The organism is Vicinamibacteria bacterium (genome assembly GCA_035570235.1).
Lineage (GTDB): Bacteria > Acidobacteriota > Vicinamibacteria > Fen-336 > Fen-336 > DATMML01.
Genome location: DATMML010000105.1, coordinates 1 through 11,848 on the forward strand (window position 1 = coordinate 1; position 11,848 = coordinate 11,848).

At 68.8% G+C, this 11,848-nt stretch carries 13 protein-coding genes; 6 read left to right on the plus strand and 7 right to left on the minus strand.

Annotation, left to right across the window (positions count from 1 at the left end; genetic code table 11):
* Positions 1-44 precede the first annotated feature (44 nt).
* Positions 45-578 carry a 2'-5' RNA ligase family protein gene (locus VN461_19915; protein HXB57040.1) on the minus strand — a complete coding sequence of 178 codons (534 nt, stop codon included), beginning with the start codon at positions 576-578 and terminating at the stop codon, positions 45-47.
* Positions 579-606: 28 nt separating this feature from the next.
* On the opposite strand from VN461_19915, the gene VN461_19920 reads away from it, so the two are divergent.
* The gene (locus VN461_19920) at positions 607-1,314 is read left to right on the plus strand and encodes a DUF72 domain-containing protein (GenBank protein HXB57041.1); all 708 of its coding nucleotides are present in this window, start codon (positions 607-609) and stop codon (positions 1,312-1,314) included.
* Here the strand turns inward: VN461_19920 and ligD are convergent.
* Complete coding sequence (ligD, locus tag VN461_19925) at positions 1,304-3,379, minus strand: DNA ligase D (protein ID HXB57042.1); 2,076 nt, start codon at positions 3,377-3,379, stop codon at positions 1,304-1,306. The genes VN461_19920 and ligD overlap by 11 nt on opposite strands.
* Entirely contained in the window at positions 3,379-4,371 is a 993-nt protein-coding gene (locus tag VN461_19930) for a YpdA family putative bacillithiol disulfide reductase (GenBank protein HXB57043.1), read from the minus strand. The genes ligD and VN461_19930 overlap by 1 nt, the downstream gene beginning before the upstream one ends.
* Positions 4,372-4,686: 315 nt before the next feature.
* On the opposite strand from VN461_19930, the gene VN461_19935 reads away from it, so the two are divergent.
* Positions 4,687-5,589, plus strand: coding sequence for a Ku protein (locus VN461_19935; protein ID HXB57044.1), 903 nt, complete (start codon positions 4,687-4,689; stop codon positions 5,587-5,589).
* 131 nt (positions 5,590-5,720) lie between these two features.
* Here VN461_19935 and VN461_19940 read toward each other — a convergent pair whose 3' ends face one another.
* Together VN461_19940 and VN461_19945 are read right to left on the minus strand one after the other, a co-directional pair.
* Positions 5,721-6,053: a hypothetical protein gene (locus VN461_19940; protein HXB57045.1), complete on the minus strand. Its 333-nt coding sequence runs from the start codon at positions 6,051-6,053 to the stop codon at positions 5,721-5,723.
* Between the two features lie 2 nt (positions 6,054-6,055).
* On the minus strand, positions 6,056-6,631 hold the full coding sequence (locus VN461_19945; GenBank protein HXB57046.1) for a sigma-70 family RNA polymerase sigma factor: 576 nt from the start codon (positions 6,629-6,631) through the stop codon (positions 6,056-6,058).
* 133 nt (positions 6,632-6,764) lie between these two features.
* On the opposite strand from VN461_19945, the gene VN461_19950 reads away from it, so the two are divergent.
* Genes VN461_19950 through VN461_19965 form a run of 4 tightly spaced genes read left to right on the plus strand, consistent with a single transcriptional unit; the run spans position 6,765 to position 9,443 of the window.
* Entirely contained in the window at positions 6,765-7,187 is a 423-nt protein-coding gene (locus tag VN461_19950) for a hypothetical protein (protein HXB57047.1), read from the plus strand.
* A 23-nt stretch (positions 7,188-7,210) separates the two neighbouring features.
* Positions 7,211-8,026 carry a uracil-DNA glycosylase gene (locus VN461_19955; protein ID HXB57048.1) on the plus strand — a complete coding sequence of 272 codons (816 nt, stop codon included), beginning with the start codon at positions 7,211-7,213 and terminating at the stop codon, positions 8,024-8,026.
* Complete coding sequence (locus VN461_19960) at positions 8,023-8,901, plus strand: alpha/beta hydrolase family protein (protein HXB57049.1); 879 nt, start codon at positions 8,023-8,025, stop codon at positions 8,899-8,901. The genes VN461_19955 and VN461_19960 overlap by 4 nt, the downstream gene beginning before the upstream one ends.
* Positions 8,898-9,443, plus strand: a complete 546-nt coding sequence (locus VN461_19965) for a hypothetical protein (GenBank protein HXB57050.1) — start codon at positions 8,898-8,900, stop codon at positions 9,441-9,443. The genes VN461_19960 and VN461_19965 overlap by 4 nt, the downstream gene beginning before the upstream one ends.
* 9 nt (positions 9,444-9,452) lie before the next feature.
* Here VN461_19965 and VN461_19970 read toward each other — a convergent pair whose 3' ends face one another.
* Complete coding sequence (locus VN461_19970) at positions 9,453-10,619, minus strand: ABC transporter permease (GenBank protein ID HXB57051.1); 1,167 nt, start codon at positions 10,617-10,619, stop codon at positions 9,453-9,455.
* A complete protein-coding gene (locus VN461_19975; GenBank protein ID HXB57052.1) occupies positions 10,619-11,845 on the minus strand; it encodes an ABC transporter permease in 1,227 nt (408 codons plus the stop codon). The genes VN461_19970 and VN461_19975 overlap by 1 nt, the downstream gene beginning before the upstream one ends.
* Between the last annotated feature and the right edge of the window lie 3 nt (positions 11,846-11,848).

Below are 11,848 nucleotides of genomic sequence, written 5' to 3' on the forward strand. Positions count from 1 at the left end.
CGCAGGGGAGCTTCAACTCTACCGCACACCCGCGGCCTTTGGTCTCAGCCTCCCAAAGGGAAGGCCCCCCGCGGCCGCCAGTCCCGCGGCGGGCCCTGAGTGCGGAACACGTGCAGCCGGGAGGCTTCAAAGGCCAACTCCAGCGTTCCTCCGAGCTCCTGGAGGACAGCCGCTCGCTCGGGGGGCTCGAGCCGGCCGTAGAGGAGGCTCAGGTGGGGCCGGAAGGGTGTGGAGGCGACGTTGGCGAAGGCCGCGCGGGCACCGACGTGCGCCGCCCGCAGCGCCTCCGTCGGCTCCGCCCGCACGAACACGCAGCGGAAGTACTCGTCGCTGGTCTCTACGTCCACCAGGCGGATGGCGATCGGCCCCAGGCCACGGGCGAGTCCGGCGACGCGAGACAGAGCGTCCTCCTCGGGCCCCGGGATGCCCCCGAGCAAGGTCAGGTGGGGGGGGAAGGAGGGCGTGCGGTGGCGGCGGGCCAGCCCCTCGATCAGCACGCGCAAGCGGTCCCCGACCCCGCTTTCCGGCATCAGCCAGAGGGACATCCCCACTGCGGTGTCGTCCGCGGCGCGACCCATGTTAGCGTTCTACCACGCGGGAGGCCTCATGCGCGTCCGAGTGGGCACGAGCGGCTACAGCTACAAGGAGTGGAAGGGGAGCTTCTACCCCGCGGAGCTCAAGGAGCCGGACATGCTCCGCTTCTACTCGGAGCGGCTCTCCACCGTCGAGATCAACAACACCTTCTACCGGATGCCCACCCTCGCCCTCCTCAACCGATGGGCGGGGGAGGTTGGGGAGGGTTTCACCTTCGTCCTCAAGGCCCCCCAGCGCATCACCCACCGGAAGCGCCTCCTGGACGCGGCCGAGGATGTCGGCTACTTCTTCGAGACCGCGGGCGCCCTCGGCCCCAAGCTCGGCCCCGTCCTCTTCCAACTCCCCCCCTTCCTGAAGAAGGACCTCCCCCGGCTCGTCGACTTCCTGGCCCTCCTGCCCGCGGGGCGGCCGGTGGCCTTCGAGTTCCGCCACGCCTCCTGGTTCGAGGACGAGGTGTACGAGGCCCTCCGCGCGCGGGGGGCCGTTCTCTGTGCGGCGGACACCGACGAGTCCGGGGAGGAAGGCATGCCGCTGGTCCCTACCGCGGCCTGGGGCTACCTCAGGCTGCGCCGTGCCGACTACGACGAGGCCGCCCTTCGGGCCTGGGCCGACCGCATCCGGTCCCAACCCTGGGAGCAAGCCTTCGTCTTCTTCAAGCACGAGGACGCGGGCAAGGGTCCGGCCCTGGCCCTCCAGCTTTTGGCGCGCCTCAGCCTTTGATCAGGCCGGTGAGCCGGGCCAGGGCCCGGCCGAGGTCGGGCTTCTCGCTCAGGAGTCCCCGCAGGGGGTCCTCCTTCAGCGCGCGTAGTCGCTCGGGCATGGTGCGGATAGTGAAGCGGGCGGGATCCAGGCCCGCCTTGACCTCGCTCCAGGCGAGGGGTGTGGAGACTTTGGCCCCCGGCACCGGACGCGCGCTGAAAGGGGCGGCCAGAAGTTTGCCGTGGCCGTTCTGGAGGAAGTCCACATAAACCCGCCCTCCCCGCGAGGCGGGCAGGCGGATGGTGGTGGCAATCTCGGGCCGGCGCTCCGCGACGACCCGCGCCATCAGCTCGCCCAAGGTCCTTCCCTGCTCGAACGTGCATTGCCCGCCCAGGGGGACGAGGACGTGGATGCCGGTGGAGCCGCTCGTCTTCACGAACGAGGGCGTCTCCATCTCCTCCGCGAGGTCGTGGATCGCCTGCGCCACCTGCACCACGTCCGCGAACGGCGCCTCCTTGGGGTCCAGATCCAGGATGCACCAGTCGGGATGGGTGATGTCCGCGATCCGGCTGGCCCAGATGTGGAGGGGGATCGTACCCAGATTGATGATGTAGAGCAGGGTCTCCTCGTCGTCGGCGATGAAGTAGTCGATCTCGCGCTGGGCGTGCTCGCTCCAGATCCTTTCCAGCCGGACCCGGCCGGGAACGAAGTCGGGGGCGTCCTTCTGGAAGAAGTTCTTGCCCGTGATGCCGTCCGGATAGCGGGCGAGGACGAGGGGGCGGTCCTTCAGGTAGGGCAGAAGCCACGGCGAGACCGCCCGGTAGAACGCAATGAGGTCCCCCTTGGTGTAGCCCTCCTGCGGCCAGAAGATCTTGTCGAGGTTCGAGAAGGGGACCTTGCGCTCGGGGGCCGGCTCGTTCGAGACGATGGGGGGGGGCAACGGTTCGGACATCCCCCCCTGCCCCTCGCGCACGCATTCCTCGATGGGCTTGTCATCGCGGAAGCGCTGGAAAACGGGCTGCCGCAGCAGGCCCTCGCCCGTCCACTCCTTGTAGCGGACCTCGACCACGCGGCGCGGTTCCACCCAGACCGTCGCTTTGTCGGGGGGCAGGGGCCCCGTGCAGGGGGGGGTGAGGCGGCGGTCCTGCTCCAGCTCCGCGCGCAGTTTCTGGAGCTGGTCGTCGTTGAACCCGGTCCCCACCCGGCCCGCGTAAACGAGGTTGCCTCGCTCGTACGTGGCCAGGTGCAAGGCTCCGAATCCGACCCTCCCCCCCTGGGGGGCCGTGAAACCCACCACCACGAAATCGCCGGTGCGGTCCACCCTCACCTTCAGCCAGTCCGGGGAGCGGCCGGGCCGATAGGGGGAGTCGGCCTTCTTGGCCACCATCCCCTCCAGGCGCATGCGGCCCACCTCCTCGTAGAAGGCTTCCCCCTGCTCCTCGATGTAGTCGACGAAGCGGAGCGGACCCGCGCGCGGCAGGACCTGGCGCAGGAGCCCCTTGCGCTCGGAGAGGGGGAGGGGCCGGAGGTCGATATCCTCGAAGCCAAGCAGGTCGAAGGCGAAGTAGGTAGCGGGCAGGTCCACCGCCGCCCGCGTGATGTCCGCGCCCCGGGTGAGGAGGGCTCGTTTCTGGAGGCGCTGGAAGCTGGGCCGAGCCTCCTCGTCGAGGATGACGACCTCGCCGTCCAGGACCAGCCCCTCAAAAGGGAGGGCCGGCAGCGCCCGCGCCACCTCCGGGAAGATCGCGGTGGCATCGCTGCCCTTCCGGTAGACGAGGTGGGGCTTGCCGTCCTCCTTGCCAGCCACGACCCGGAAGCCGTCGTACTTCAGCTCGAAGATCCAGCCGGGCGCGGAGAAGGGTCCCTCGCGCGTCTCCGCCAGCATCATCTTCACGTCTGTCGCCCGGATGGGGCGCCGGAGAGCGCCCAGGCGGACGAGGCTGGAGCGCACCTCGGCCGCGGGCGCGACGGTTAGGGCGGCCGCGGCCGCCTCGTCCGCGAAGGGTTCCGGGGTGCGGTCGGCCGATCGCTGCGCGCGATACGCCCGTAGGGGCTCGTCTTTGGGCGGCCGCTTCCGGACCGGCATCAGGCCCGGCCACGCCGGGCGGAGATCGCCTTGACGATCATCTCCCCATGGAAGCGTCCGTTCTCGATGAAGATGCGGCCCGTCTCCCGCCCCGAGACCACCGCCCCCGCGACGTAGAGGCCGGGAACGTTGCTCTCGAGGGTGGCCGGGTCGTGCTCGGGCTTGAGGGTGGCCTCATCGACGCGCACGCCCGCCCGACGGAAGAGCTCGACATCGGGGTGGTAGCCGGTGAGGAGGAAGACGCCCTCGGCCGAGAGCTCCTCCTTCCCGCCCGGGCCCTCCACGACAACGCGGTCGGGGCGGATCTCCAAGACCCGCGTCTCGAAACGGGCGGCCACCGCACCCTCCTTGATCCGGTTCTCTATATCGGGCTTGATCCAGTACTTGATCGACTCTCCGAGGCGGGGGTGCCGATGCACGAGGGTCACCCGGGCCCCGGCGCGGTGGAGCTCGAGGGCGGCGATGGCAGCGGAGTTCTTGCCCCCGACCACCACCACCGGCTTGCGGTAGAAGGCGTGCGGCTCCGCGTAGTAGTGGGAGACGTGGGGCAGGTCCTCGCCGGGGACATCGAGGGGGTTCGGGTGGTCGTAGTACCCGGTGGCGAGCACCACTTGGCGGGCCGTCCGCGAGCGCTCGGCTCCCGCCGCGGACCGGGTGAGGACGCGAAAGACACCGTCTCGCCGCTCGATCGCGCGCACCTCCTCTCCGAGGGCCAGGTTGAGGCGAAAGGTGTCGGTCACCCGCCGGTAGTAGCGGAGGGCCTCCCCCTGGGTCGGCTTCTCGTAGGGAGTGACGAAGGGGAGGCCGCCAATCTCGAGCAGCTCCGGGGTGGTGAAGAAGATCATGTGCCGGGGGAAATGGAAGATCGAGTTCACGAGCACGCCCTTCTCCACGACTTCGTAGTCGAGGCCGGCCTGAAGGGCAGCGATGGCGGTGGCCAGGCCCGCGGGCCCGGCCCCCACTACGAGCACTTCACGGGGCGCCTCCGCCATGCCCCCCATCTTACGCGGCGAAGGCCGCGTCGACGAAGCGTGCCCGCACGCGCTGTTCCCCGGGCCGGCATCAAGGGAATCCTGAGCACCTAGGGCACCAAGCTGCTCGCCGCTTTCATCCTCATCGTCTCGGGGTCCGTGACGTGACCCTCCACATCGTCGCTCCCTACCTGGCGGCGCGCCTCGTCTCGCTCCGGGAACTTGAGAACCACTACCAATTGGTGCCCTGCGCGGGTTCGACACAAGGGATTGGGTGCTTTCCTGTCAACAAGTCATTCAAAATCATAGAGTTGACGGTTCTGCTAAAATCGGGGCATGTCAGCTCGCTCTATCGGCACCGGCACTATTTCCTTCGGCATGGTCTCGATCCCGATCCGACTCTATTCGGCGGGCGAGTCCTCCGCCGCCATCTCCTTCAACCTGCTTCACGCCAAATGCAAATCCAGGCTGAAGCAGCAATACACCTGTCCCAAGGACAACGAGATCGTCCCCCGCGACCAGATGGTGAAAGGCTACGAGTTCTCGAAGGACCAGTACGTGAGCTTCACGGAAGATGAGCTGAAGTCGATGGCCGAGGAGGCGCAAAAGGCCATCGAGATCACGGAGTTCGTCCCCGCCTCGCAGGTCGACCCGATCTACTTCGACGGGGCCTATTACCTCGGGCCCGACAAGGGGGGGGAGAAGGCCTACAAGCTCCTATCCGAGGCCATGAAACAGACCGGCCGCTCCGCGCTCGCCAAGTGGGCGGCCCGCGGCAAGCAGTACCTGGTGCTTATCCGCCCCACGGCGAGCGGCCTCGTCATGCAGCAACTCCTCTATGCGGACGAGGTGCGCTCCTTCGCCGAGGTGCCGGTGGGCGAGGCCGAGGTCAAGGAGCCGGAGTTGAAGCTGGCCGTCCAGCTCGTGGAGCAGATCGCCTCCGACGAGTTCCATCCCGAGAACTACACGGACGAGGTGCGCAAGCGGTACCTAGAGGCCATCCAACGCAAGGTGGAGGGGCAGGAAGTCACGACCGCCCCGGAGGCGCCGCGCGCCCAGATCATCGACCTCATGGAGGCCTTGAAAGCCAGCTTGGCCAACAAGGCCGCGGCCGCCGCCGCCGCCTCTGAGTCGGAGGCGGCCACCGGCACCGAGGGAGCCCGTCCCGCGAAGCGCTCGCTCAGGGCCCCCGAGGCCCGCCGCAGCTCGCGGGGGAGCGCCAAGCCCGGAAAGCGCTAGGCGGCCGTCGCTCTCCCCTCTCCATCAGGATGACCGCCCCGCGCTCGCGGGCGCGCATGGCCTCGCCGGTTGTGCCGCGTGGCGCGCTGGTCCCCGAGGCTAAGCGGGGCCACGGCGCCCTTCTTCCGGCCTTAGTCCCCCGAGAAGGCCCGCGGCAGGCGGTAGAGCCCGAAGCTCAGAAGCGTGGCCATTGCGGCCTCCGCGAGCGTAGGCCCGGCGAGAGAGAGGGCCTGGAGGCTCGCGGGCAGGGCATTCCAGGGCACGACCGCGCGCGAGGAGAGGATAGCTCCCACGAAGGCCAAAGCCCCGGCCGCGGACAGGCCGGCGCCGAGCCGCCGCCAGGGGAACGGGAGGGGCGGCCCCTCGCGCTGCTCGCGCCGCAAGGCCTCCACTACCCCGGCGGCGAAACCCGACGAGGGCTCGATGGAGTCTAGCGCGGCCAGTAGGTGATCCAGATCTTCCAACCTCACTCCTCCGGCCCGGGCGTCCGCGCCGCCGCGGGCGCCAGAAGCGCGCAGCGGCTTTTCAGGAGTTCTCGCCCGCGATAAAGCCGGGCCTTCACCGTTCCTTCCGCCGCCCCTAGGATTCGGGCGGTCTCCGCTAAGTCCATCTCCTGGAAGTAGAACAGGATGATGACGTCTCGGTAGCGCCCGGGCAACGCGAGCACCGCCCGCCGCACGGCCTCGGCCCGCTCGGCATCCTCGAGCTGGCGGGCGGCGCCGGGGGCGAGAGCGAGCAGGCGGGCGGCGTCCAGGCTCAGGAGCGGGGCCCCCTGATTTCGCAGCCGCGAACGGTACGTGTTGAGGGCGATCGCCGTGAGCCAGGTCCCGAAGGCGGCCTGGCCTCGGAAGCTGCGAAGCGATCGGAACGCCTTCACGAAGGCCTCCTGGGCCATGTCCTCCGACGTCGCCCGGTCTCGGCAAAAGCGCCAGGCCAGATTGACCAGGGGACGCTGCCAGCGCCGCACTATGCCCTCGAAGCCATCGGAGTCCCCGGCCAGCACCCGAGACACGTCGGAGGCATCTTTGCTTCCCTCGCTCATGCCCTCTTTGCCGGCATTGGACGCGGGAAGATGCTTGGGGGTTGCATCTTTCGTTGGGTCAGAAAGTGCAACCTCGGTTTCGGCCATAGCGTCTCATTTGCCGAACCGACGGAGGTCGATGATGCCTGCCAATATGACGCTATTCTGGCCCCTCTTCTTGTTCCTGACCGCCACCGTGGTGGCTGTCTTCACCTTCGTCAGCGTAGCCCACTGGGTCGGCGCCCAATCCCGGGAGCGGCAGGCCCGAGACCGCTACGCCCTGCTGAAGGCGCTGGCGGAGATGCCGGGCGAGAATGCCCGCCGCATCCTGGACGTCATTGTCGAGCAGGACCTGAGAAAGGCCATCAAGGACAGGTCCGAGCAGTTGATGGGCGGGCTGATCACCTTGGCCGTGGGGGCCAGCCTCTCCATCATGCTCGCAACGCTCAGCCACAACGAACCGGGCGTGTGGACGGTCGGACTCATCCCCGCCTCCGTCGGCGCCAGCCTCATCGTCTTCAATCTGTTCGCGAAGCCGGATAGGGCGCCGGGTCCGCCCCCCGACGGCCCCGGCTAGGAGGGGCGGCCCAAACGTCCTTGATGGAAGAGGCGACGACACCACGGCACGCCCAGAATCCAGCTTGCCCGGCGGACCCGGGGCTCGGCCTGAAGCTCGGCCAAGGGTACACGTTCGGTTACGATGCTCCCGTGCCGCGCGACTCCATGGGCCGGGTGACCCGCGACGTCGTGGCGTGCGGGCGCTGCCCACGCCTCCGCGCCTGGTGCCGGGAGGTGGCCCGGGTCAAGGTCCGACGGTTCCGGGAGGAGACCTATTGGGCACGTCCGGTGCCGGGCTTCGGAGATCCCAAGGCGCGGCTGCTCATCGTGGGCCTGGCCCCCGCCGCCCACGGCGGAAATCGCACCGGCCGGGTATTCACGGGCGACCGTTCCGGCGACTTCCTCTTCGCCGCCCTCCACCGCGCGGGCTTCGCCAGCCAGCCGACGTCCATCGCCCGCACGGACGGACTCTCTCTCCGCGACTGCTACATCGCGCCCCTCGCGCGCTGCGCGCCCCCTGCCAACAAGCCCACGCGGGAGGAGCTCCTGAACTGTCGCCCCTACCTCCAGCGGGAGTGGCGGCTTCTCACGGGAGTCCGTGCCATACTGGCCCTGGGGAAGGTAGCCATGGACGGTTTTTTGAACATGCTTCAGGACGAGGGCCGCATGCCCGCCCGCAAGGCCCACGCCTTCGGTCACGGAGTGGTGCACGACCTGGGTGAAGGGCTCCTCCTCTTCGCCTCCTACCACCCCTCGCAACAGAACACGTTCACGGGGAAGCTGACCCCGCAAAGCTTCGACGCCGTCCTCGGGGCCATTAGCCGTCACCTCGACCGTCCAGGAGCCGCGAGCTCATGAGAAGGGCCCTCCCCCTCCTCCTGCTTCTCGCCGCCCCCGCGGCGGCGGAGATGCGCAACGGCACCTTCGCCTCCCCGGCCCTGGGTCGGGAGGTGAGCTACGCGGTGGATCTGCCCCCCTCCTATGCCGCTGGGGAGCGGCGGTACCCCGTGCTCTACGTCCTGCACGGCCTCTTCGAGAGCCACACCTTCTGGGAACGGCGCGGCCTGCACGCCGCCCTCGAGAGGATGCGGGAGCGCGGCGAGGTGCCGGAGTTCCTGGTGGTGGCGGTGGACGGGGGAAACTCCTTCTTCGTGAACGGCCCGGGCGGCAAGTTCGAGGATCTCGTCACCCGCGACCTCATCGCGCATGTGGAGTCCACCTACCGCGTGCAGCCAGGGCGCGAGGGGCGGGCCCTGCTCGGCATCTCCATGGGCGGCTACGCGGCCCTCCGCATTGCCCTCAAGGAGCCCCGCCTCTATCGGGCGGTGGTCGCCCACAGCGCGATGCTGCTCCAGGCCATCCCCGACCCCGCCCAGGGGGCGGGCCGCTGGCACATGGCCGCCTTCAACAAGGTCTTCGGCGACCCCATCGATCGCGCGCTCTGGACCGCCTCCGACCCCCTGGCCCTGGCCGAGAAGGCCGATCCCCAGACCGCCCCCGCCCTCTACTTCGACTGCGGCACCGAGGACCGCTACGGGCTCTACGCGGGCGCCGAAGACCTGCACCGACGCCTCTCCGCCCGGGGGGTCGTCCACACCTTCGCCCTCCGCCCCGGGAATCACGGATACGAGTTCGTGCTCTCCGTCCTCGACCAGAGCCTCCGCTTCGCGGGGGAGGCGTGGCGGGACCGCGGCCCTACCGCTCCCGCCACCGGAAAGGACACCCGCCCATGACGCTGAGCGCCGCCCTCGTAATCTTCCTGGGCTCGTGGCTGCCGAGGGCCGCCCAGGAGCCGACCGGGGAGGAGAAAAAGCCCGCGCTCACCATCCAGTCCGCGACCGCCGACCGGGTGACCGTCCACTACCTGAAGATCCCCTGGGGCCCGAACACCTTCGCAGCCATGCAAAAAGGCGGCGATTCCTTCTACGCCCGGCGCACCTGGCCCTTCGCGCGCCTGGAGCTGAAGGCCCCCGTGTCCCTGGAGGGCAAGAAGATCCCCGCCGGCAACTACGCCCTCGTCCTCCACCCCAACACCCCCGACGACCAGGGGATGAGCCTGGAGGTCCTTAAGATCCGGGTCGCGGAGTTCCTGGAGGCGGGCAACGTGATGACCCCCACCCCCAGCGGGGAGAGCCAGTGGCGGGGGCCGGTCCGGTTCGATCTCACCGCGCTCACCTCGCCCCATCTCACGATCGAGCTGGCCCCGGGCAAGGCCGGGGTCTCCCTCATCGTCCAGTACGGGGACAATCGGCTGGTGAAGGAGCTCGCCTTTTAAGGGAAGGGCTCAGGCCTCCCGGAGCGCGGAGGTGATGGGGAGGCGGGCCGCCCGGACGGAGGGGAGAAGCCCACCGATCACGCCCATGACCACCGCGAACGTGACCGAGGCCATCACGATGCCGGGCGTAATCTGGAAGGCGAAGGCGATCTCGCTGAAGCTCTGGGTCTGCCCGGTGCCCGTGGAGTAGCCGTTCATGGGGACGGCGAGCAGGCAGCCGATGGCGCCCCCCGCCAGGGCCAGGGTCACGGATTCCACCACGAAAGAGAAGAGGATGGCGCTTCGCGAGAAGCCCAGGGCGCGCAGGGTGCCGATCTCGCGGGTGCGCGCGGCCACGATCGCGTACATCGTGTTCATGGCTCCGAACACCGCACCTACCCCCATGATCACGGCCACGAAGTTGGCGAGCTGGCGCAGGATCTTGGCCAGCGGCCCCGCCTGGTCGTCGTAGTACTTGCGCTCCGAGACCGCCTGGAGCTGCATCTGGGGGTTGGAGCGGATCCAGTGGTCCAGTTCGGTGACGTCGGCGCCGGGCTTGAGCCGCACGCTCATGGCGTTGTAGCCTCCGGTGCGGCCGAAGTCGACGCCCATGACGTCGGCGTCTCCCCATATCTCGCTCTCGAAGGCACCCCCCTGCGACGAGAAGGTGCCGACCACCTTCCACTCGTGCTTCTGCAGCTTCACCGACGAGCCCAGCTCCAGGCCCTGCACCCGGCGGGCGATCTTGTCCCCCACCATGACCTCGTAGAGGCCGGGCGTGAAGCGGCGTCCGGCCAGGATCTTGATGCCGCCGCGCACGTCGAAGGCCTTGGGGGTGACCCCCCGGACGGTGACGTTGGTGGGGCTGCCGTCCTTCTTCGGCTTCATGGTCACGACCACGTCCTCGGGGGAGGCCAGGGGCTGGCCCTCCGCGTCCCGCGCCACCTCGTCGCGGACGAGGATGAGGTTGCGGTGGTCGATGGGGATCCAGGAGGTGAGCTCGGAGGCGGACCCGCGCTGGACGATCATCGCGTTGTCCGGCCGACCGGTGGAGCGCAGGGCGCGCGAGAAGCCCTCCGACATCGCCATGAGGACGGTGAAGACAGCCACCACGAGGGCGATGCCGGAGACGGCGAGCATGGTCACCTGCCACCGGTGGCGTACGTTGCGCACGTTGTAGGAAAGGGGAAGAGCCATCAGACCGTCCTCAGCATGTCCGTGATCCGCGCCCGGTAGGCGTTCAGGGCGGGGCCGAAGCCGGCGGCGAAGCCCAGGCCGAGGGCCACGGCGAAGCCCACGGCGGCGATCATCGGTTTGAGGTGCAGCTCGGAGAGGCCGAGCCCGGCCAGCATGTCCCGGATGCCCGGCGTATGGGTCAGGAACCACATGAGGCCCTGGCTCCCGGCCAGGCCCAGGCCGCCGCCCAGGGCGCCCAGGGCCAGCGCTTCCGCCACGATCAGCCCCAGCACCTGGAGGCTGGAGAAGCCCAGCGTCTTGAGGACGGCGATCTCCGTGCGCCGCTCGCGCACGGCCATGCTCATGGTGTTGGCGGTGACGAGGAGGATGGTGAAGCTCACGGCCAGGCCGATGCTGTTGAGGAGGAAGGCCAGGTTGCCGGCCATGGCCACGAAGCTAGCCGCGAAGGCCTGCTCGGTCTCGGTGTGGGTCTGGTTGTCGCTGTTTTCGAAGGTGGCGTCGACGGCCTTGCTCACCGCGCCCGCCTGACCGGGATCGTTGATCTCGATCATGTAGGTACCCGCCCCCACGTGCTGCCCCACGCTCTCGTCGAGGTACTTGAAGTGGAAGAGCATCAGGTTGGAGTCGGTATTGGGGTGGGTGGCGTCGGTGTCGAAAATGGCGCGCACCACGAACTCGAAGGGGCCGCTCGTCTTCCGGTAGGGCGGGATGAAGCTCTCCAGGAAGAAGTGGTCGCCGACCTTCCAGCCGAACTTGGTCGCCAGCTTGCGCCCGATCACGCAGCCCTGCAGGTCCTCCTGGAAGGCCTTGAAATCGTCGGGCGGGATCTTGTACTCCGGGTACATCTGGAAGAAGGGCTCCGCTTCCACCGCCATGTTGGGGAAGAAGTTGCTCCAGTCCGTGGTGGATGCGGTGCCTTCCTCGGCCTTGCCCTCTTTCTTGGCGGGGAGGGAGCCCCCGAACCAGGAGGAGATCGCCACCCGTTTGATCCCCGGTAGCCCCGCGATGCGCTGCTCGTAGGAGCGCGGGAGGTTGAAGACCAGGCTCACCGCGTTGCGGGTGACGAGCCGGCTGGCGCTCGTACTCTCGAGCATGCCGTTGATGGAGGCCAGCACCGTCTGCAGCGTGCAGAAGAGGAATATGCAGACCGACATGGCGATCACCGTCGACAGGGTGCGGATCCAGTTCCGCCGCAGGTGCTTGAGCACGAAAGGCAAGAACTTCATGGC